Source organism: Amycolatopsis sp. NPDC003865, from assembly GCF_053605345.1.
Window position 1 is genome coordinate 65,107 of record NZ_JBSGJA010000022.1, and the last position, 19,802, is coordinate 84,908.

The following is a 19,802-nucleotide window of genomic DNA, read 5'->3' on the forward strand; positions in this document are numbered from 1 at the left end:
CCGGGCATACCTGTCAGCTTGTGTCAGGTTTTTCTGTCAAACTGACCTCCATGCGCGCCAGCCGGCTCCTGTCCGTCCTCCTGCTGCTGCAGAACCGCGGCCGGATGACGGCCGAAGAGCTGGCCGAGGAGCTCGAGGTCTCGGTGCGCACGGTGTACCGGGACATCGACGCGCTCTCGGCGTCCGGCGTCCCGGTGTACGCCGACCGCGGCCGGACCGGCGGGTACCGCCTGGTCGACGGCTACCGCACCCGGCTCACCGGGATGACCGAAGAGGAGGCGCAGTCCCTGTCGCTGGCGGGTCTGCCGGTCGCGGCGGCCGAGCTGGGCCTCGGCACCGTCCTGGCCGCGGCGCAGCTCAAGCTGTACGCCGCGTTGCCGCAGGAGCTGCGCGACCGCGCCGGCCGCGTCGCGGAACGGTTCTACCTGGACGTCCCCGGCTGGCACCGGGGCATCGAAAGCCTGCCGGCGCTGTCGGCGATCGCCGACGCCGTCTGGTCGTCGCATCGGATCCGGATCCGCTACGAGCGGTGGGGGCAGCGCGTGGTCGAGCGGGACGTCGAGCCGCTGGGCCTGATCCTGAAAGCGGGCAACTGGTATCTCGCCGGGCGCTGCGAGGGCACCGACCGGACCTACCGCATCTCGCGCGTGCTGGAGCTGACCGACCTGGGCGAGGAGTTCGAGCGGCCCGCGGGGTTCGACCTCGCGACGTACTGGCAGGAGTGGTCCGAGCAGTTCGAACGCCGGATGTTCCCCCGCGTCGCCGTGGTGCGGCTGTCGCCGCGCGCGCAGGCTCTCGTACCGTTCTACGCTGGTTCGGTCGGCGCCCGCGCGCTGCGCGCGGCGACCGGAGAACCCGACGCGGACGGCTGGCTCACCGTGGAGCTGCCGGTGGAGCCGGGCGAGCCGGCCATCGGCGAGCTGCTGCGGTTCGGGCCGCACCTGGAGGTTCTCGAACCGGCGGACCTGCGTGCGGAGCTGGCGGAAGCGATCGAGGAGATGGGCGCGTTCTATGGGTGAGCTGAGCGGGATCGCGATCGGGGTGACGGCCGAACGCCGCGCGGAGGACTTCATCGTGGCCCTCGAACGCCACGGCGCCGACGTCCGCCACGCGCCGACGATCACGATCGTGCCCCTGGACAGCGATCCGGAGCTGCGCGCGGCCACGTCGGCGGTCGTCGCGTCGCCGGTCGACTTCACGGTGGTCACGACGGGCGCGGGCTTCCGCGGCTGGCTCGCCGCGGCTGCGGGCTGGGGGCTCCGCTCGTCCTTGCTGGAGCGGTTGAGTGAGTCGCGGATCTACGCGCGTGGCCCGAAGGCGGTCGGCGCGGTCCGCGGCGCGGGGCTGCGCGAGTCCTTTTCGGCCGAGTCGGAGTCCAATGCGGAATTGTTCGGTTCGCTGCTGTCCGAGGGTGTTTCGGGGGCGCGGATCGCGGTCCAGCTGCACGGGACGCCGTTGCCGAAGCACACGGCGCCGTTGGCCGAGGCCGGGGCTTCGCTGGTGGAGCTCCAGCCATACCGGTGGTTTTCGCCGCCGGACGTGACGCCGGTGCACTCCATGATCGACGCGGCGGTGGCCGGTTCGCTGGGGGCGCTGGCCTTCACGAGCGCTCCGGCGGCGGCGAACTTCCTGACCTTGGCCCGGGAGTACGGGCAGTACGACGCTTTGCTCGCGGCCTTGCGGGGCCCGCTGGTGGTCGCGTGCGTGGGTCCGGTGACGGCGGCGCCGCTGGAAGAGGCGGGCGTCGAGACGGTGCAGCCGGAGCGTCAGCGGCTGGGCGCGCTGGTGAAGCTGCTGGTCACGACCCTTGGTGGCACCGAGGGGGCGTCGGAGACCCGGCCGTAGCGCCGAGGTCGTCGTCGCGGCCGGCGGCCAGCCGTGACCACTGGGCGATCGGCCGGCCACCCGGCCACTCCGTCGACGGCGGCCAACCGGGCGCGCCCGCTTCCGTGCGGACGTTCGTGCGCCCCTGGGGCCACCCCTCCGGTGAGTCCTCCCAGGACTCCTGGCGGCCGAACAGCGTCAGATCCATCAGCGCGTAGCTGTAGTCCATCGCTTCCACGCCACGCCGCTTCGTCCAGTACGTCTCGAACACGCGGTCACCGTCGCGCACGTAACAGACCAGGTGGAACAGCCCGATCTCGCGCCCGGCCAGCAGTGCCTCGAGCGACGGCTGGGCCGAGTACCACGGCATCCGCCAGTCCATGAACCTCCGGTACCGCAGGCTTTCCTCGTACGACGTCCGCGCGTCGGCCGGTTCCACCGCGACGTTCCGGCCCTGCGAGAACACCGCGTACGTGATGTCCCGCGAGTGCAACGCCGACAGGTCCGCGACCTGGTTCGCGTAGAAGGTGCAGCCCTCGCACTGCTCGGCCGCCGGGCGGCCCGGGTTCCACATGAAGTAGTAGGCGATCAGCTGGCGGCGGCTCTCGAACGCGTCCAGCAGCGTGACCGGACCGTCCGGGCCGAGCAGCGGGAGCGTCGCGTCCACTTCGACCGCGGGCAGCCGCCTGCGGGCCGCCGCGATCGCGTCACCTTCCCGGGTGTGGGCCTTTTCCCTGGCGCGCAAGCGATCCAGCGAAGCTTCGAAAGTTCCCCGGTCGACGATTTCCATCAGGACTCCTCGGCGAAGCGTTTGATCTTGGCCAGGCGGCGGTCCCACTCGGCCGCGAGCGCCGCCATCCAGCGGGCCGTCGCGTCCAGGGCTTCGGGACGCACCGCGTACCGGACCTCGCGGCCGGCCTTCACCCCCGAAACCAGTCCCGCCGCGTCGAGGACGGCGAGGTGCTTGACCACCGCCTGGCGCGACACCGGCAGCCCGGCCGCCAGGGTCGTCGCCGTGGCTCGGCCGTGCGCGGCGAGCAGGTCGAGCAGCCGGCGGCGGGTCGGGTCGGCCAGTGCGGCGAGCACGCCGTCGACGACTTCGGCGGTCATCGGCCGGCGCGCGCGGCCAGCGCGGGCAGGCACCGCTCCCAGCCCGCGGTGTGGTCCTCGATCACGGTGGCGCGGTTGGCGGCGGACGTCGGCAGCCCGGTGAACCCGCTCTCGACCACCCGCAGCCGGGTGCCGTCGCCCTCGGGGGTCAGCGTGAACTCGACGAGCGTCGAGTTGTCCTCGCGCAGCTCCTCTCCCGGGAACGCGCTCACCCAGCGGTAGGCCAGGTAGTGCGGTGGGTCGGCCTTCTCGACGCGGATCGGGAAGTCGCCGTGCTCCGAGTGCGTGACCACCAGGGTCCGGCCTTCTTCGGCGAGCGTGCCGCGGACGGTTTCGTCGTCGGTCGCCCAGAATCCGGGCTCGGCCACCAGCGGCCAGACCTTCTCCGGGGCGGCGGCGATCAGGATCTCGCGCTCGATCGGCATCGACGAACTCCTCTCGTGCAACTCCAGGGTTGCACAAGAGGAAGCCATAACGCAACCCCGTGGTTGCGCGTTCAGTCCTCGTCGGCCGGCGCCTCGCCCGCTTCCGCCGCGCGGACCGCCTCCCGGCTCGCCGCCTCCTCGCTGATCCCCTGCCGCCAGTAGCCGGTGAAGCAGATCCGCCGCTTGTCGACTTCCCGCTCGCGCACCAGATGTCGCCGCACCAGCTTCACGACGCCCGCCTCGCCCGACACCCAGGCGTACGGCGCGCCGCCGGGGAAACTCGCCGTCCGCACCGCGTCGAGCAGCGCCTCGCCCATCGGGCGCACGCCGCGGACCAGCCAGTGGACTTCGACCGCTCCGCGCGTCTCGAACGTCTGGCGCTCGCCTCGCTCCGAGACCTCGATGTACGCCGAAGCGCGCGTACCGGCCGGGAGCCGCTCGATGATCGCGCCGATCGCCGGCAACGCCGTTTCGTCGCCGACCAGCAACTGCCAGTCCGTGCCGCCGGGCACGTCGTACAGCCCGTACGGCCCGGTGAACGCCACCCGGTCGCCCGGTGCCGCGCGCGACGCCCACGCCGAAGCCGGCCCGGTGTCGCCGTGCAGCGCGAAGTCGACGTCGATCTCCGCCGCCGCGGGCCGGTGCGTCCGCACGGTGTACGTGCGCATCGGCGGCCGGACGTCGTCCGGCATCGCCAGGTACGTCCGGTACCACGACATGACGTCGGAGCCACCCTCCGGCAGCCGCGGCTCCTCCTGCCCGGGCTGCGGGAAGAAGACCTTGACGTACTGGTCCGGCGCCCCGGCCGGCACCTCGCGGAAGCTCGCCGCTTCGAACGTCACGCGCACCATCTGCGGCGTGACCGTCCGGACCGCGGTCACCCGGGCCCGGTGGTACGTCGAAGCCGGCCGCTCCACCTGTGTCGTCATTAGGCGAGGCTAACCTAAGAATCAGCGGTCAGAACAGACCCTCCTCACCGGGATCTTCGTCACCGTCGGGCTTCCACCGGTACTTCCGCAGGTCGACGCGCTGGCCGTCGGCCAGCACGCCCTCCGCGCGCAGCCGCTCCAGCTGGTCGTGCACCAGGTGCGGCGCCGGGGTCCCGTTCGCGCGCAGGATCCGGTGCCACGGCAGGTCGTGCCCGTCCTCGGCCAGGATGGCGCCCACCATCCGCGGCGAAGGCGCGCCGGCCAGCGCCGCGATGTCGCCGTACGTGGCCACCGTGCCGGCCGGCACCGACTCGATGATCTCCCGCACGCGCTCGTGCAGAACGTCGTCCATACCGACACTCTGCCGGACGGGTACGACACTTTCCGCCGCCGCCCGCCGCACGCTCCGGCACCTTCACCGAACGCCCCGTCGTTAAGGCGTGCCGGTGCGCCACCCGGGTGAGCGGGCGTGGTTCCATCGCTGGGTGAACGCGAGGCGAACGGGGCGGGCGGACGCGCGGCTGGTGCGCCCGCCGATCACCGGCGCACCCACGTTCACCTGGGACGACGGTGCCCGGCGCGTGCTCTCCGCGCCCGGGGGGTTCCGCCGCGTGCTCGGCGGCCCCGGCACCGGCAAGACGGCGCTGCTCGCGTCGGCCGCCACCCGCCGCATCGCCGAGGGGGCCGACCCGGAGAGCGTGCTGGTGCTCACCACGTCCCGCAAGGCCGCGGACGCGCTACGCGCCGACATCACCCGCCGGCTCACCTTCGACCCCGAGCAGGCGCGGCCGCTGCCGCGGACCGTCCGCGAACCCCTCGTCCGCACGGTCCACTCGTACGCCTACTCGCTGCTGCGGCTGGAGGCGATGGCCGAGCAGCTCCCGCCGCCGCGGCTGCTCGCCGGCGCCGAGCAGGACGTCGTCGTCCGCGAGCTGCTGGCCGGCGACCTCGACGAGGGGGCCGGGTACTGGCCCGAGCAGCTGCGGCCGGCGCTGATGGTGCCGGGGTTCGCCGAGGAGCTGCGCGACCTGCTGATGCGCGCCGCCGAGCGCGGGCTGGGCCCGGAGGACCTCGCCGAGCTGGGCCGCCGCCGCGGCCGCGAGGAATGGGTCGCCGCCGGGCAGTTCTGGGCGCAGTACGAAGAGGTCACGCAGCTGCAGGGCGCGGGCGGCAACGCGCTCGGCGTGGCGAGCGCGCCCGCCCTGGACGCCGCCGAGCTGGTCACCTCCGCGCTGCTCGCCCTCGAGGACGACGACGAGCTGCGCGAGCGCGAGCGCACCCGCGTGCGGCACCTGTTCGTCGACGACGCCCACCACCTCGACCCGCTGCAGACCAGCCTGGTCCGGGTGATCGGGCACACCGCGGCGGAGTTCGTCGTCGCCGGCGACCCCGACCAGAACGTGTACTCCTTCCGCGGCGCGGACGCGAGCCTGTTCGCCGACGCCGACCCGGACGGCAGCCGGACCGTCACGCTCACGACGTCGCACCGGCTCGCCCCGGCGGTCCGCCTGGCCGTGGCGAAGATCGGCGCGACGCTCCCGGGCGCGTCGCCGCACCGGAAGATCGTCCCGCCCCGGGGAGCGACCGGCGGGAACGTGCGGGTCCGCGTGATGCCCACCCCGGCCGCCGAAGCGAGCTGGATCGCCGACCAGCTCCGCCGCGCGCACCTCGTCGACGGCGTGCCGTGGTCGGAGATCGCGGTGCTCGTCCGGTCGCCGGCCCGGACTTTCCTGGTGCTGCAACGCGCTTTGCGCGCCGCCGGCGTCCCGATCGGGTCGGCGACCGAAGAACTGCCGCTGGCGCGCCAGCCCGCGGTGCGGCCGCTGCTGGCCGTGCTGAAGCTCGCGCCCGCGCCCGAACTCCTCGATGTCGACCTCGCCGAGATGCTGCTGTCGTCGGCGCTCGGCGGCGCGGATCCGCTGGCGCTGCGGCGGCTGCGCCGCGGCCTGCGGCGGCTGGAACTGGCCGGCGGCGGGCAGCGGTCGAGCGACGAACTGCTCGTCGAAGCCTTGCGCGGCGGGGATATCCTCGCCGGGCTCGCCGACGCCGAGGCCGAGCCGGTGCGGCGCGTCGGCGGGCTGCTGCGCGTCACGCACCAGGCCGTGGCGCGCGGCGACGGCGTCGAGCAGGTGCTGTGGCGGCTGTGGACCGAAAGCCGGCTGCAGGAGAAGCTGCTGAAGCAGGTCGAACGCGGGGGATCGCTGGGCGCGCAGGCCGACCGCGACCTCGACGCCGTCGTGGCGCTGTTCGACGCCGCCGGCCGGTACGTCGACCGGCTGCCCCGCGCGAGCGTCGCGTCCTTCGCGGATTACCTGGGGGCGCAACAGATCGCGGGCGACACGCTGGCGCCGGCGGCCGTGCCCTCGGACGGCGTCTCGCTGCTCACCGCGCACGCGGCGGCGGGTCGCGAGTGGACGGTCGTCGCCGTCGCCGGTGTCCAGGAGGGAGCGTGGCCGGACCTGCGGCTGCGCGGATCCGTGCTGGGCGTGGAACGGCTGAAGGACCTGATGTCCGGTGTGGACGACGACGCCGTCTCCGCGACCGCGCCGATCCTGGCGGAAGAGCGGCGGCTGTTCTACCTGGCGATGAGCCGGGCGAAGCAGACGCTGCTCGTCACGGCGGTGTCCGGAGAGGACGAACAGCCGTCGCGGTTCCTCGACGACCTCGAGGAGAACGGCGCCGACGACGGCGGGCTCGACTCGCGGATGAAGCCGCCGGGCCGGTCGCTGGTGCTGGCCGAGCTGGTGGGGGAGCTGCGCGAGGTCGTCTGCGACGACAAGGCCGACCCCGTGCGGCGGCGGCGCGCGGCCAGGCAGCTGGCGCGGCTGGCGGACGCGAAGGTGCCCGGCGCGCACCCGTCCACCTGGTACGGCCTGCTGCCGGCGTCGACCGACGAGCCGGTGCACCGACCCGGCGACCTGGTCCGGATCTCACCGTCCACAGTGGAAATCCTGACGAAGTGCCCGCTGCGCTGGATGATCGAGCGCCACGGCGGCTCCGACCCGGCGCAGCTCGCCGCGGTCACCGGGACACTGGTGCACGGGCTGGCGCAGGCGGTGGCGTCGGGGCGGACGGACGCCGAGCTGCAGGCGGCGCTGGACGAGGCGTGGGTGCGCGTCGACGCCGGGGCGCCGTGGTTCTCCCGGCGGGAGCGGCGGCGGGTCGAGCAGATGCTGCAGAACTTCGTGACGTGGCTGGAGCGCAGCCGGGCCGAGCTGAAGGCGGCGGGCGTCGAGCAGGACATCGAGGTCGAGCTGCCGGCCGGCGGCGAGGACGAGGTCCGGGTGCTGCTGCGCGGGCGGGTCGACCGGGTGGAGCTGGACGCCGACGGGCGGCCGGTGATCGTCGACATCAAGACGGGCAAGGTCCCGGTGTCGGGCGCGGACGCCGAGGCGCACCCGCAGCTGGCGGCCTACCAGCTGGCGGTGCTGCTGGGCGCGATCAAGGGCAGCAACGAGCCCGGCGGCGCGCGGCTGGTGTACGTCGCCAAGGCGAACACCAGGACGGGGGCGACCGAGCGGTCCCAGCCGCCGCTGGACGAGGTGGGTGGCAAGCAGTGGCTGGAGCTGGTCCGCGACGCGGCGGCTTCGGCGGCGGGGCCGGACTACCAGGCCCAGGAGAACCCGGACTGCGACCGCTGCCCGGCCCGCGGGTGCTGCCCGCTGCGGCCCGAGGGCAGGCAGGTGCCAGGCCCGTGAGCCCGCTCGTCATCGCCAACCCCGTCGAGCCCGCCGAACTCGCCGACGCACTCGGGCTGCACCGACCCACCCCTGAGCAGGCCACGGTGATCGCCGCGCCCGTCGAACCCTCGCTGGTCGTCGCCGGCGCCGGTGCCGGGAAGACCGAGACCATGGCCGCGCGCGTGGTCTGGCTCGTGGCCAACGGGATCGTCAGCCCCGACCGCGTCCTCGGCCTCACCTTCACCCGCAAAGCCGCGCGCCAGCTCGGCGAACGCGTCCGCGCGCGGCTGCGGCGCCTGGCCGGCTCGGGGCTGCTCGACCGGCTCGACCCCAGCGGCGGCCTGCGGTCCACTGTGGTCGCCGGCGAGCCGACCGTCCTCACCTACCACGCCTACGCCGGGCGGCTGCTGTCCGAACACGGCCTCCGCCTCCCGGTCCAGCCCGGCGTCCGGCTGCTGTCGGAAACGTCGTCGTGGCAGATCGCGCACCGCGTGGTGTCCACCTGGGACAACGAACTCGACACCGACCGCGTGCCGCCCACCGTCACCGCGGACCTCCTGCAGCTGGCCGGCGAACTGGGCGAGCACCTCATCTCGGTCGAGGAGCTCGCCGAGTACACGACGTGGATGTGCCGCGTCATCGAGAACGCCCCACGCGCCAAGGGGCAGCGGGCCGCCCTGCCGCAGAAGCTCACCGAAATCATGGCCGCGCAGCACTTCCGGCTCGCGCTGCTGCCGCTCGTCGAGGACTACCACCGCCGCAAGCGCAACGAAGGCGCGCTCGACTTCGCCGACCAGATGTCGCTGGCCGCCCAGCTCGCGAGCGGCTACCCCTCGGTCGTGCGCGGCGAACGCGAGCGCTTCGGCGCCGTCCTGCTCGACGAGTACCAGGACACCGGGCACGCCCAGCGCGTCCTGCTGCGGGCGCTGTTCGGCGGCGTCGAGAACCCGCCGATGCCGGTCACCGCGGTCGGCGACCCCGCGCAGGCCATCTACGGCTGGCGCGGGGCCAGCGCGGCCAACCTGCCCCGCTTCACCACGGACTTCCCGCGCCACGACGGGGACAAGCTCGTTCCCGCGCACGAATTCGGCCTGCTGACGAGCTTCCGCAACCCGCCGGAAATCCTCGACCTCGCCAACGCGATCGCCGAACCGCTGCGGGCGCGCGGTCTCGGCGTCGAACGGCTGCGTGCCCGCGAAGGCGCCGGTCCCGCGGACATCGCGGCCGCGCTGCTGCCGGACATCCGCGCCGAGCGCGAGTGGGTGGCCGACGCGATGGCTCGCCGGTGGCACACCCAACAGGAAGAGACCGGGAAGCCGCCGACGGCCGCCGTGCTCGTGCGGCGCCGCGCCGACATGGCGCCGATCGCCGCCGAACTGCGGGCGCGCGGGCTGCCGGTCGAGGTCGTCGGGCTCGGCGGGCTGCTCGACGAGCCCGAGGTCGCGGACCTCGTGTCGACGCTGAAGGTGCTCGCCGACCCGTTGTCCGGCAGCGCGGCGGCCCGCCTGCTCACCGGCGCGCGCTGGCGGCTCGCGGCGGCCGACGTCGCCGCGCTGTGGCGGCGGGCCGGCGAACTCTCCAGCCCGGAGAAGGCGACGGACGAGCCGGAACTGGTCGTGGAACGCGTCGAACAGGCCGGGCTGATCGACGCGATCGACGAGCCGGGTGCGCCGGAGCGGTACTCCGAAGAGGGGTACAAGCGGATCCGGCGGATCGGCTGGGAGCTCGCGGCGCTGCGGCGGCGGCTCGACCAGTCGCTGCCGGAGCTGGTCGCCGACGTCGAACGCACGATGCTCCTCGACGTCGAATCGCTGGCGCGCCCGGGATCCGCCGGGCGCGCGCACCTGGACGCGTTCGCCGAAGTCGTCACCGACTACGCCGAAACGGCGCCGACGGCCACGTTGTTGTCCTTTGTGGACTACCTGAACACCGCCGCGCACGCCGAAGACGGGCTGACCCCGGGAGAGGTCGAGGTCGTGCCGGACCGGGTGCAGGTGCTGACCGTGCACTCGGCGAAGGGCCTGGAATGGGAGGTCGTCGCCGTCCCGCACCTGGTGCAGGACGTCTTCCCGGGCCGGCGGCGCTCGTCGTCGTGGCTGCGGACCGCGACGTCGCTGCCCGCCGCGTTGCGCGGTGACTCGCAGGACCTGCCGGAGCTGCGGATCGCCGAAGGCTACGACCGCAAGGAAGTGCAAGAAGGACTGGAACTGCACGAAGCCGGGTTCGTCGAGCGGGAGCAGGCGGAGGAGCGGCGGCTCTGCTACGTCGCGCTGACGCGGTCGGAACACGCGCTGATCGTGTCCGGGCACTGGTGGAACGAGAGCAGCAGCCGGTACAAGGGGCCGTCGGAGTTCCTGACGGAGATCGGCGACGTCCTTCGCGAGACGAGCGTGGGTCAGCTCGCCGAGTGGGCGCCGGAGCCGGACAAGGAGGACGAGAACCCGCTGGTGTCGGACTCGCGGAAGGGGCGCTGGCCGGTCGACCCGCTGGCCGACCGCCGCACCGGCGTGCAGACCGGCGTGGAGCTGGTGTCCGAAGCGATGTCCGCTGTGGACGAGGAAGAGTCCGAAGAGGACGATCCGGACGGCTGGCTGACCGACACCGACGTCCTGCTCGAAGAGTGGGCGCGCAAGGACGACCACGTCCACCGGGTCCCGCTGCCGTCGCGGCTGACGGTGAGCCAGCTGGTCTCGCTGGCCGACGACGCGGGCAAGCTGGCGGCGGACCTGCGCCGCCCCCTCCCGATGGAGCCCAACAGCTTCGCCCGCCGCGGCACGGAGTTCCACGGCTGGCTGGAGCGCCGGTTTTCCGGCGACCAGCTCATCGAGATCGACGACCTCCCCGGCGCGGCCGACTTCGGTGAGGCCCCCGACGCGGACTTCGAGGAGCTGCAGGAGGAGTTCGAGAAGAGCGAGTGGGCCACGCGGGTGCCGCACGCGGTGGAGGTGTCGTTCACGGCGGACGTCGAGGGCATCACCCTGCGCGGCCGGATGGACGCGGTGTTCGCCGACCCGGACGGCGGCTGGACGGTGGTCGACTGGAAGACCGGCTCGGTGCCGGCGGAGTCGCGGCAGCCGGCGCTGGCGGTGCAGCTGGCGGCCTACCGGATGGCGTGGGCGGCGTTGAAGAACGTCCCGGTGGAGCAGGTCCGCGCAGCGTTCCACTACGTCCGGGCGAACCGCACGATCCGCCCGGCCGACCTCCTGGACCCCGAAGGCCTCCGGCGGCTGCTGCGGGACATCCCGGAGGCGTGATCAGGCCCGGTCGCGGACCTTCAGCGCCCAGCTGATCAGCGGCCACTGCAGCGGCAAGCGGGCCCACGCGATCGCGCGCCGCGGCGCCGGGGCCTTCCGGGAAGAAGCGTCCACCGCCATCTTCACGTTCCCGGGGAACACTCCCAGGAACAGCAGCGCCGCCGCCAGGCCGCCCAGGCGCCGGGTGCGGGGAACGGCCACCGCGACCCCGACCGCCAGCTCGGCGACGCCCGAGCCGTACGTCCACGCCCGCCTCGACCCCGGCAGCGAAGCCGGGATCAGGCCGTCGAACGGCTTCGGGACCGCGAAGTGCAGGACGCCCATCGTGCCCAGCACACCGGCCAGGAAGTGCGCGGGCCGTTGTGAATCTGCCATGACCTGATCGTTCCACGCGGCGGCGGAGTACTCCGTTCGGCTATCCTCCGGGCGTGAGTGACGCTCGACACCCGCCGCTGGGAGCGGGTGCATGAAGGCCCTGAAGCGGTTGCCGCTGGGCAGTCTCACCGATCGGCCGGACCACGAGCTCGTCGGCGTCCTGCGCATGCCCGAGCTGACGGTCAGCCCGATGCGCTCCATCCTGAAGCGGATCATCGGTGCCCTGCTCGCCCTGCTGGCCACGGTGATCATCGTGTACGTCGACCGCGACGGCTACCGCGACGCCAACGGCGACGGCCTGTCCCTGCTGGACAGCCTGTACTACGCCACCGTCTCGCTGTCGACGACCGGCTACGGCGACATCGCGCCGGCCACGTCGTCGGCCCGGCTGGTGAACGTGCTGGTGATCACCCCGCTGCGGGTGCTCTTCCTCATCGTCCTGGTCGGGACCACCCTGGAGGTGCTCACCGAGCGCTCCCGGCAGGCGTTCAAGATCCAGAAGTGGAGGACGAAGGTGCGCGACCACACGGTCGTCGTCGGGTTCGGCACCAAGGGCCGGTCCGCCGTCAACGCGCTGCTCGGCGACGAGAACGTCGCCCCGGGCCAGATCGTCGTCGTCGACACCGACCAGGCCGCTCTCGACGCGGCGAGCGCGCTCGGCCTGGTCGCCGTGCACGGCTCGGCCACCCGGTCCGACGTCCTGCGCGTCGCCGCGGTGCAGCACGCCCGCGCGGTCGTCGTCGCCCCGAACCGGGACGACACGGCGGTGCTCGTCACGCTCACCGCCCGCGAGCTGGCGCCCAAGGCGCACATCGTGGCGTCGGTGCGGGAGGCGGAGAACGTCCACCTGCTCAAGCAGTCGGGCGCCGACCAGGTCGTCGTCTCCAGCGAGACGGCCGGGCGGCTGCTCGGCATGGCCACGTCGACGCCGCTGGTCGTGGACATCATGGAGGACCTGCTCACGCCCGAGTCGGGCCTGGCGATCGCCGAGCGGCCGGTCGAGCCGTCCGAAGAGGGCGGTTCGCCGCGGCACCTCTCCGACCTGGTGCTCGGCCTGGTCCGCGACGGCGTCCTATACCGCGTCGACGCCCCGCAGGCCGACGCGATCGAACCCGGCGACAAGCTCCTTTACGTCAAGAAGGTGACGCAGGCGGACAAAATAGAGCAGCGCTGAGGTCGGACAGGGGCACCTGGGTTTTGCCCGGCGGATCTGGAACCATGGCGAGGTGCCCCCGCGATCCCTCGCCCTGAAGTGGCCCACGGTGGCGATCCCCGCCGCGGCGGGCGTGCTCGTCGTGCTGCTGGCCTGGCTGGCCGGGCCCGGGTTGCTGGGCATCTCGAACGACGACCTGGGCGCCCCGGTGACGGCCGAGGTCACCAAGCCCGCGCCGTGCGACCGGCCGGACGCGGTCGAGACCGTGAAGTTCAGCGTCGCGGGCAAGACGCACGAGGGCACGCTGAACGGCTGCGGGCACGGGCAGGGCGAGCGCGTCGAAGTCGGCGTCCCGGAAGTGCTGCCGGACCAGGGGACGGTGACCGTCCGGGCCGCGGACACGTCGGCCGGCGCGTCGGACGCGCGGCGCCCGATCGGCCTGTTCCTGCTGGTGTTCGCCTGCTTCTCCGGCGGGATGTTCGTCTACCTCTGGCTGAGCATCCCGCTGCGGCCCAAACCGGCTAGCTGACCTCCGACGACGGCGCCGCGAAGGTGTTGCAGTCGGCGATCCGGTTGCTCGTCGCCCCCGCCCGCCACCACGACGCGTAGTGCGCGTTCGTCCCGTGGTCGTGGCTGCGGGAGGTGTTGTCGCCGCGGGTCTCCTGGTCGTTCCACGCCTTGTTGTACATGTCCCGGCTGATCGTGCCGCCCTGGTCGACGTGCGCGCCGAGGAACATGCCCGAGAAGCACTGGGCCTGCAGTTCCTTGCGCCGCGACATCTCCAGCCCGGCCGGGCTGTTCTGGCCGGCCTCGTAGATCTTCTGCCAGGCCGCGTCCATCAGCCCGGCGACCTCCTGCACGTGGTGGCCGTACTCGTGGGCGAACAAGGCCAGGTAGACGCCGGGGTTGTTGCCGTACTGGTCGGTCTGCAGCCCGCGGAACGGGACGTACAGGTTGTTTTCGCAGTAGTAGGCGGCGGTCGCGATGCCGACCTGGATGGTGCCGCATTCGGTCTCGAAGCTCGCGCCGGTCGGGAAGTGCAGCGCCGGCGGCGTGAACGGCAGGTGGTAGGCCTCGAGGAACGGGCCCCACGCGGCGTCGAGGCACTTGCTCGCGGCGGTGAAGAACGCCTCCGCGCCGTCCTGGGTGCTCTGCCAGGCGGGGAGGTTGCAGACGCGGTTCTGCAGCCCGGCGTTCGGGTCCTGCAGGATCGGGTGGTCGGCCAGCTTGAGGATCTTCTGCGGGCCGGTCGGGCTGGGCGTCGACAGCTCGGCCGACGGGCTCGACGCCGACGCCGGGGCACCCGCGCCGCCGGGCAGCTGCGAGGGGACGTCCTGGGAGGTCGGCGCGTCACGGAAGTTCGCGTTGGCCTGCGGCGTTTCGCCGCGGTTCAGGGCCACGATCGCGACCAGCCCGAGCACCAGCACGGCCACGGCCCCGAGGCACACGCCGATCACGGCCGCCGGGGACCGGCGTCGCGGGGCGGAGACGGTGTGGGGGCGGCCCAGCCAGGGAAGATCCGGTTGTGCATCCGGCACCGGCGGCGGCTGGACGGTCCCGCGAGGCGGTATCCGGCCGTGGGGCGGTTGCGTCACTGGGCAGTCCCGAAGGGTCTCGGTACGGACCGGGGGTACCCGATCCCGCCATTCAGCATATCGGGGGAACGGGGCCTCTCGCACCCGTCCGTGCGCACCGCGTCACCGCGGACGGACGTCACCCCAGGTCTGGCCGGGTGCCACGGGCTCTGAAAGAGTGTGGGCAAGCAGGTACTGCAGGCGAGGGGCTTCGATGACAGACACCGGTGGCGCGCCCGGCGACAAGGGCGACGACACGCCGACACCCAGCCAGGGCATCCCTCGGGCAACGCCCCCCGGAACGGGTGATCCGAAGCCCGCCGAAGACCACTCCGCGTCACCGGCGACGCCGCCGCGCGGGTGGCAGCCGCCGGACGCCCAGGCGAGCCCGGGACCGGCGACGCCGCCGGGCTGGGAGCGCCCGGCCGCCGGGCAGCAGCCCCCGTACGGCGGGCAGCAACCGCAGTGGGGTGCGCCCCAGTACCAGCAGGTTCCGCCGTATCAGCAGCAGCGGCCCTGGAGCCCGCACGGGCTCGGCAAGCCGGGCGTGATCGCGCTGCGGCCGCTCAACATCGGCGACATCCTCGACGGCGCGATCACCACGATCCGCCGCCACCCGCTGCTCATCCTCGGCATCGGCGCGGTGCTGGCGGTGGTCACCGCCGCGATCACGTTCGTCGTGCAGAAGTTCGTCCTCGACGACCTGCAGACCCTGGCCACGACCGCCGAGCTCGGCCCGGGCGCGACGGAGGAGGAGCTGCGCAACGCCGTGTTCGGAACGCTCGGCGACGTGCTCCTCGCCCTGCTGCCGACCACCCTGCTCGCCACGTTGCTGACGACGCTGGCGAACGGTCTGCTGGCCGCGGTGATGGGCCGGGCGGCCCTGGGCCGCGAAGTCACGTTCGGCATCGCCTGGCGCGAAGTGCAGCCGCGGGTGCTGCCGCTGCTGGGCGTCGGGCTCGTCTATTCGCTCGCCACGACCATCGGCGCGCTGCTGTGCTTCGTCCCCGGTATCGCCGCGTACGTGTTCTGGGCGCTGGCCAGCCCGGCGCTCGTGCTGGAGCGCGGCACCTTCCGCCAGGCGTTCTCGCGGTCGGCCACCCTGGTCAAGGGCGCGTTCTGGCGGGTGTTCGGCATCCTGCTGCTGGCCGGCTTGATCGAGTGGCTGGTCAGCAGCATCGTCCAGCTGCCGTTCAGCGTCGGCAGCGGCCTGTTCAGCGGGATGTTCAACCCGTCGAAGGTGGTCGTGCCCGGCACCGGTGACCTGCTCCTGCAGTCGGTGGGCCAGATCATCTCCGGCACCATCGCCACGCCGTTCGTCGCGCTGGTCACCGTGATCGTCTACCTCGACCAGCGGATGCGCCGCGAGGGCATGGACATCGAGCTGGCCCGCGCGGCCGGGGTGCAGCCGCCGCAGGCATGGTGACGCTGCTGCTGAAGGACGTCCCGGTCGACATCGACCGGGACGATGCCCGGCGCGCGGCGACGGAGGAACTGTCGGACCCGAGGTACCAGGCCGCCCGGCCGAGCGCGGTGCAGGAGTTCGGGCAGTGGCTCGCCGAGCAGCTCGGAAAGCTGCTGAACGGCGTGTCGAACGTGGTCCCGGGCGGGATCTTCGGCGTGCTGCTGGTCCTCGTGGTGGTGATCGTGCTCGTCGTGGTGGTCCGGGTGCGCACCGGCAAGATCGCCCGCGCGTCGCGGGCCGGCCGGGTCGTCTTCGGCGGGAAGCGGCGGAGCGCGGACGACTACCGCCGCGCGGCCGCCGAAGCCGCCGCGGCCGGCCAGTACGACGACGCCGTCCGCGATCGCTTCCGGGCTGTTGTGCGGGCCCTGGAAGAGCGCGCGCTGCTCGACGTCCGCTCCGGCCGCACGGCCGACGAAGCCGCCGCCGAGGCCGGGGTGCTGCTGCCGAACGTCGCCGCGGAGCTGCGCCACGGCGCGCACCTGTTCGACGACGTCCACTACGGCGGCCGTGAAGGCACCGAAGCCGCCTACCGCACGCTGGCCGAACTGGACGAACGCTGCCGCCGTGAACGCCCGGTCGCGATGGCGGCCTCGTGAGCACAGCGGTTTCCCCGGACGTGCGCCGGATCTGGCGCGGGGTGCGCATCCCGCTCGCCCTGGTCGCGCTGGTCTTCGCCGCCGGCGCGCTGCTCCTGCTCGGCCAAGGGGAGCAGACGCACGGCGCGCTCGAGCCCGGTTCGTACGAACCCGGTGGCGCGCACGCACTCGCGAAACTGCTCGACGACCAAGGCGTCGACGTCCGCGCCGCGCACTCGATGGACGAAGCGGACGCGGCCGTCCGCGAAGACGCGACCCTGCTGGTCACCCAGCCGGACCTGGTCCCGGCCAAACGGCTCGACGCGCTGCGGCAGCACGCCGCCGACGTCGTCCTCGTGACGCCGGGAGCGCCGACGCTGCACGACTCCCTGCCGCTGGTGCGGCCGGTCGGCCAGAGCGACGTCAAGACGCTGAAGCCGGAGTGCACGGTCGCCGCGGCGGTCGCGGCGGGCGACGTCACGCTCGGCGGGATCGGCTACTCCTCGCCGGGCGCGCGGTCGTGCTACCCCGGCGAAGACGGCGGCGGCACGCTGCTGCAGCTCGCCGACTCCGGCGGCACGACGACGCTGCTCGGCTCGTCGGCGCCGTTGACGAACGCGCGGCTCGCCGACGACGGCAACGCGGCGCTGGGCCTGCACCTGCTGGGGCAGCACAAGACGCTGGTCTGGTACCTGCCGTCGACGGCCGACCCCGGGCTCGACGACACCCGCAAGTCGATCTTCGAGCTGATCCCGGACGGCTGGTACTACGGTGCCGCGCAGGCGTTCATCGCCGTGGCGCTGCTGGCGCTGTGGCGGGCGCGCCGGCTCGGCCCGGTGGTCACCGAGCCGCTGCCGATCGTCGTCCGCGCGGCCGAGACCGCGGAGGGGCGCGCCCGGCTGTACCGGCGGGCGAAGGCCGCGGACCACGCGGGCGAGACGCTGCGGGAGGCGGCGCGGACCCGGCTGCGGACCGTGCTCGGCCTGCCGCGCGACGCCGACGCGGCCGCGCTGGTGCAGTCGGTGAGCGAGCGGACCGGGCGGCCGGCGACCGAAATCGGCGGAGTGCTCTACGGCCCGCCGGTGCCGGACGACCCGGCGCTGGTCCGGCTGGCGGGCGAACTGGACAGGGTGGAACGAGAGGCAGGGCGAACTTGACCAGCGAGAACGCGACCGGGGCCCGTGACGCGCTGATCGCGCTGCGCGCCGAGGTCGGCAAGGCCGTCGTCGGCAACGACGCCGCCGTCACCGGGCTGATCCTGGCGCTGCTGTGCCGGGGGCACGTGCTGCTCGAAGGCGTCCCGGGGGTGGCGAAGACGCTGCTGGTGCGGGCGCTGGCCGCGGCGCTGGACCTCGAGACCACGCGCGTGCAGTTCACGCCGGACCTGATGCCCGGCGACGTCACCGGCTCGATCGTCTACGACGCGCACAGCGGCGAGTTCTCCTTCCGCGAGGGCCCGGTGTTCACGAACCTGCTGCTCGCCGACGAGATCAACCGGACGCCACCGAAGACGCAGTCGTCGCTGCTGGAGGCGATGGAGGAGCGGCAGGTCTCGCTCGACGGCAAGTCGCGGCCGCTGCCCGACCCGTTCATCGTGATCGCCACGCAGAACCCGGTGGAGTACGAGGGCACTTACCCGCTGCCGGAGGCGCAGCTGGACCGGTTCCTGCTCAAGCTGACGATGCCGGCGCCGTCGCGCGAGGACGAGATCGGCATCCTCTGGCGGCACGCGCAGGGCTTCGACCCGCGCAACCTCGCCGCGGCGGGCCTCAAGGCGGTCGCCGGGGCCACCGAACTCGCGGCGGCGCGCGAGGCCGTGGCGCGCGTGACGGTCGGGCCCGAGGTGATCGGGTACGTCGTCGACCTGTGCCGGGCGACGAGGTCCTTGCCGTCGGTGCGGATCGGCGTTTCGCCCCGTGGCGCCACGGCGTTGCTCGCGGTGACCCGGGCCTGGGCGTGGCTCGCCGGCCGCGACTACGCGACCCCCGACGACGTCAAGGCGCTGGCGCGGCCCGCGCTGCGGCACCGCCTGGACGTCCGGCCGGAGGCCGAGCTGGAAGGCGTCACCGCGGACGGCGTCCTCGACCGCGTGCTCGCGTCCGTGCCCGTGCCGCGCTGACATGGCCGTCACCGGAAGGCTCGGGCTGCTCGCGCTGTTCGGCGCGCTGGTGGTCGGGCTGGCCGTGCCGTCGACGACCGGGATCCTCGCCGTCGCCGGGGTGCTCGCGCTGCTCGTGGTCGTCGACCTGGTGCTGGCCGGGGGTGTTCGGCCACTGACATTTCAGAGGTCAGGTGATACCTCGGTGCGGCTCGGCGAGCCGTGCGAGGTGACGCTGGTCGTCGCGAACCCCGGTGGCCGTGCGGTCCGCGGGCAGCTGCGGGACGCGTGGCCGCCTTCGGCCGGAGCCGCGGACCGGCATGCCCTGCGTGTCCCGCCGGGGGAGCGGCGGGCGCTGGTGACGTCGCTGCGGCCGTCGCGCCGGGGCGACCGGACGGCGGCGCGGGTGACGGTCCGGTCGGTGGGCCCCCTGGGTCTGGCCGCGCGGCAGGGTTCGCACGAGGTGCCGTGGACCGTGCGCGTGCTGCCGCCGTTCCACAGCCGCAAGCACCTGCCGTCGCGGCTGGCGCGGCTGCAGCAGCTCGACGGCCGCAACGCGGTGCTGATCCGGGGGCAGGGCACGGAGTTCGACTCGCTGCGCGAGTACGTGATCGGTGACGACGTCCGCTCGATCGACTGGCGCGCGACGGCGCGGGCGGCGGACGTCATGGTCCGGACGTGGCGTCCCGAGCGCGACCGGCACGTGGTGCTGGTGCTCGACACGGGCCGCGTGTCGGCGGGCCGGGTCGGCGACGCCCCGCGCCTGGACGCGGCGATGGACGCGGCGTTGCTGCTGGCGGCGCTGGCCACCCGCGCGGGCGACCGCGTCGACCTGCTGGCCTACGACCGGCGGCTGCGGGCGGCGGTGCAGGGGTCGTCGGGGGCGGCTTTGCTGACGTCGCTGGTGAACGCGATGGCGCCGATCGAGCCGTCGCTGGTCGAGACGGACGCGCGGGGCATGATCGCGGAGGTGCTCCGGCGGACGCGGCGCCGGGCGCTGGTCGTCCTGCTGACCGGGCTCGACGCGGCGCCCCTGGAGGAGGGGTTGTTCCCGGTGCTGGGTTCGCTGACCGCGCGGCACGAGCTGATCGTGGCGTCGGTGGCGGACCCGCGGGTGGCGGAGATGCTGTCCGGCCGCGAGGACGCGGAAGCCGTGTACGACGCGGCGGCGGCGTCGCGGACGGTGGCGGAGCGGCAGCGCGTGACCGAACGCCTCGGCCGGCACGGGGTCAGCGTCGTGGACGCGGTCCCGGAGGAGCTGCCGCCGGCGCTGGCGGACCGCTATCTCGCGCTGAAGGCGGCCGGGCGACTCTGACGGGTGACTGCGGTGGTGAACGTCC

General features: G+C 73.6%; 18 protein-coding genes. 11 read left to right on the plus strand and 7 right to left on the minus strand.

The genetic code is table 11. From position 1 onward, the window contains the following. The first annotated feature begins 50 nt into the window (after positions 1-50). Both ACWEVP_RS39115 and ACWEVP_RS39120 read left to right on the plus strand, forming a co-directional pair. Positions 51-1,019: a helix-turn-helix transcriptional regulator gene (locus ACWEVP_RS39115; RefSeq protein ID WP_452067614.1), complete on the plus strand. Its 969-nt coding sequence runs from the start codon at positions 51-53 to the stop codon at positions 1,017-1,019. After that, complete coding sequence (locus tag ACWEVP_RS39120; protein ID WP_452067615.1) at positions 1,012-1,845, plus strand: uroporphyrinogen-III synthase; 834 nt, start codon at positions 1,012-1,014, stop codon at positions 1,843-1,845. The genes ACWEVP_RS39115 and ACWEVP_RS39120 overlap by 8 nt, the downstream gene beginning before the upstream one ends. On the opposite strand, the gene ACWEVP_RS39125 is transcribed toward ACWEVP_RS39120, so the two are convergent. From ACWEVP_RS39125 to ACWEVP_RS39145, 5 genes are all read right to left on the minus strand, one after another. Next, on the minus strand, positions 1,799-2,614 hold the full coding sequence (locus ACWEVP_RS39125; protein WP_452067616.1) for a DUF899 family protein: 816 nt from the start codon (positions 2,612-2,614) through the stop codon (positions 1,799-1,801). The two genes, ACWEVP_RS39120 and ACWEVP_RS39125, sit on opposite strands and share 47 nt — an antisense overlap. Next, positions 2,614-2,934, minus strand: a complete 321-nt coding sequence (locus tag ACWEVP_RS39130; RefSeq protein WP_452067617.1) for an ArsR/SmtB family transcription factor — start codon at positions 2,932-2,934, stop codon at positions 2,614-2,616. Before ACWEVP_RS39130 ends, ACWEVP_RS39125 begins: the two co-directional genes overlap by 1 nt. Next, positions 2,931-3,359, minus strand: a complete 429-nt coding sequence (locus ACWEVP_RS39135) for an SRPBCC domain-containing protein (protein WP_452067618.1) — start codon at positions 3,357-3,359, stop codon at positions 2,931-2,933. The genes ACWEVP_RS39130 and ACWEVP_RS39135 overlap by 4 nt, the downstream gene beginning before the upstream one ends. A 71-nt stretch (positions 3,360-3,430) precedes the next feature. Then, on the minus strand, positions 3,431-4,288 hold the full coding sequence (locus tag ACWEVP_RS39140) for a siderophore-interacting protein (RefSeq protein ID WP_452067619.1): 858 nt from the start codon (positions 4,286-4,288) through the stop codon (positions 3,431-3,433). Positions 4,289-4,316: 28 nt separating this feature from the next. Continuing rightward, positions 4,317-4,640: an MGMT family protein gene (locus tag ACWEVP_RS39145; RefSeq protein ID WP_257923117.1), complete on the minus strand. Its 324-nt coding sequence runs from the start codon at positions 4,638-4,640 to the stop codon at positions 4,317-4,319. 172 nt (positions 4,641-4,812) lie between these two features. On the opposite strand from ACWEVP_RS39145, the gene ACWEVP_RS39150 reads away from it, so the two are divergent. Both ACWEVP_RS39150 and ACWEVP_RS39155 read left to right on the plus strand, forming a co-directional pair. After that, positions 4,813-7,986 carry an ATP-dependent helicase gene (locus tag ACWEVP_RS39150; RefSeq protein WP_452067707.1) on the plus strand — a complete coding sequence of 1,058 codons (3,174 nt, stop codon included), beginning with the start codon at positions 4,813-4,815 and terminating at the stop codon, positions 7,984-7,986. Further along, positions 7,983-11,222: an ATP-dependent helicase gene (locus ACWEVP_RS39155; protein WP_452067620.1), complete on the plus strand. Its 3,240-nt coding sequence runs from the start codon at positions 7,983-7,985 to the stop codon at positions 11,220-11,222. The genes ACWEVP_RS39150 and ACWEVP_RS39155 overlap by 4 nt, the downstream gene beginning before the upstream one ends. Here the strand turns inward: ACWEVP_RS39155 and ACWEVP_RS39160 are convergent, their stop codons facing one another. Beyond that, positions 11,223-11,597, minus strand: a complete 375-nt coding sequence (locus ACWEVP_RS39160; RefSeq protein ID WP_452067621.1) for a DoxX family protein — start codon at positions 11,595-11,597, stop codon at positions 11,223-11,225. A gap of 91 nt (positions 11,598-11,688) precedes the next feature. On the opposite strand from ACWEVP_RS39160, the gene ACWEVP_RS39165 reads away from it, so the two are divergent. After that, complete coding sequence (locus ACWEVP_RS39165) at positions 11,689-12,771, plus strand: potassium channel family protein (RefSeq protein WP_452067622.1); 1,083 nt, start codon at positions 11,689-11,691, stop codon at positions 12,769-12,771. An 88-nt stretch (positions 12,772-12,859) separates the two neighbouring features. Beyond that, positions 12,860-13,279, plus strand: a complete 420-nt coding sequence (locus ACWEVP_RS39170; RefSeq protein WP_452067708.1) for a hypothetical protein — start codon at positions 12,860-12,862, stop codon at positions 13,277-13,279. Here the strand turns inward: ACWEVP_RS39170 and ACWEVP_RS39175 are convergent. Further along, positions 13,272-14,288 (minus strand): neutral zinc metallopeptidase, encoded by a 1,017-nt coding sequence (locus ACWEVP_RS39175; protein WP_452067623.1) that lies wholly within the window; start codon positions 14,286-14,288, stop codon positions 13,272-13,274. The two genes, ACWEVP_RS39170 and ACWEVP_RS39175, sit on opposite strands and share 8 nt — an antisense overlap. A gap of 250 nt (positions 14,289-14,538) precedes the next feature. On the opposite strand from ACWEVP_RS39175, the gene ACWEVP_RS39180 reads away from it, so the two are divergent. From ACWEVP_RS39180 to ACWEVP_RS39200, 5 genes are read left to right on the plus strand one after another with little or no spacing between them, the layout of a single operon-like run. Further along, positions 14,539-15,750 (plus strand): hypothetical protein, encoded by a 1,212-nt coding sequence (locus ACWEVP_RS39180; protein WP_452067624.1) that lies wholly within the window; start codon positions 14,539-14,541, stop codon positions 15,748-15,750. Then, entirely contained in the window at positions 15,744-16,385 is a 642-nt protein-coding gene (locus tag ACWEVP_RS39185) for a DUF4129 domain-containing protein (RefSeq protein WP_452067625.1), read from the plus strand. The genes ACWEVP_RS39180 and ACWEVP_RS39185 overlap by 7 nt, the downstream gene beginning before the upstream one ends. Continuing rightward, positions 16,382-17,521 (plus strand): DUF4350 domain-containing protein, encoded by a 1,140-nt coding sequence (locus ACWEVP_RS39190; RefSeq protein WP_452067626.1) that lies wholly within the window; start codon positions 16,382-16,384, stop codon positions 17,519-17,521. The genes ACWEVP_RS39185 and ACWEVP_RS39190 overlap by 4 nt, the downstream gene beginning before the upstream one ends. Next, entirely contained in the window at positions 17,518-18,483 is a 966-nt protein-coding gene (locus ACWEVP_RS39195; protein WP_452067627.1) for an AAA family ATPase, read from the plus strand. The genes ACWEVP_RS39190 and ACWEVP_RS39195 overlap by 4 nt, the downstream gene beginning before the upstream one ends. A gap of 1 nt (position 18,484) precedes the next feature. Beyond that, positions 18,485-19,777: a DUF58 domain-containing protein gene (locus tag ACWEVP_RS39200; RefSeq protein ID WP_452067628.1), complete on the plus strand. Its 1,293-nt coding sequence runs from the start codon at positions 18,485-18,487 to the stop codon at positions 19,775-19,777. Positions 19,778-19,802 lie beyond the last annotated feature (25 nt).